Below are 646 nucleotides of genomic sequence, written 5' to 3'. Positions count from 1 at the left end.
CGGCCCATCTCAAGGCAGTGGGGAAGGCATTTTTGTCGCTTCTGATGATAATCATGATGCGCTGTTCGGTCTTTTGGGTTGGCTGGCAGCAGCGACAGCGATCGGCGCTGGGGCCGCGGTTGCCTATCATAACCGTAGTAAAGATGATAATAATCCTGAACCGACCCCTCCGGCAAAACCGGCGATTGGCGGTGCACTTGACCATACGGGTTCTATTCAGGGCCAAATTAAAAACGGCGGCCAGACAGATGAATCTCATCCGACCTTAAGTGGTACAGGTGTCGCTGGTAACATCATCACCGTGTATGACAACGGTAGTGCCATTGGCAGCGTGGTCATTGATGGCAATGGCAACTGGACATTTACGCCAGACCAGGGGATGGGTGACGGCACTCACCAAATGGTGATCACCGAGACTGATCCGTCTGGTAATGTCAGCTCGCCTTCTGATCCTCTGAACTTCACGGTTGATACCACACCGCCGGATGTCCCTGGTATGCAGCATGTCATGGACAAAACGGGGAACGTTGTCGGTGAAATAAAACCGGGTGATTCCACGGATGATTCACGTCCTGTCCTGACCGGTAGTGGTCAGCCAGGTGACAAAGTGACTATCTATGACAACGGTAATGTGATTGGCGAGACC

Annotated in this window: 1 protein-coding gene; it reads left to right on the top strand. The window is 52.8% G+C overall.

The features are described 5' to 3' along the window. Positions 1 to 646: Ig-like domain-containing protein (locus AC2A06_RS18765; RefSeq protein WP_484381288.1), on the top strand; the 646-nt coding region annotated here is incomplete at both ends.

The organism is Serratia sp. HNCC26DJ244, assembly GCF_057180565.1.
The sequence above is the reverse complement of the archived record's forward strand: the minus strand, read 5'-3'. Positions and strand labels throughout refer to the sequence as shown.